Below are 266 nucleotides of genomic sequence, written 5' to 3' on the forward strand. Positions count from 1 at the left end.
GACGCGGGAGGATTCGAACCTCCGACCGCCTGGTTCGTAGCCAGGTACTCTATCCAGCTGAGCTACGCGTCCGCAGTTGCATTTTATAATCTTGCGATGATTTTTCAAATATGGCGGTGCGGGACGTCTCTTGAAAGAGTGAACCTCCGACCAAATTTGTATCTTTATACTCGATGTGAGTCTCAAATATGGCGGACGCGGGAGGATTCGAACCTCCGACCGCCTGGTTCGTAGCCAGGTACTCTATCCAGCTGAGCTACGCGTCC

Annotated in this window: 1 tRNA gene; it reads right to left on the bottom strand. The window is 52.6% G+C overall.

Annotated features, from left to right (window positions below):
* Nucleotides 1–189: 189 nt before the first annotated feature.
* Nucleotides 190–266: transfer RNA gene (locus HUS62_RS22790), tRNA-Arg, on the bottom strand.

This window comes from Pseudoalteromonas sp. 0303, from assembly GCF_013349995.1.
Taxonomy (GTDB): domain Bacteria; phylum Pseudomonadota; class Gammaproteobacteria; order Enterobacterales; family Alteromonadaceae; genus Pseudoalteromonas.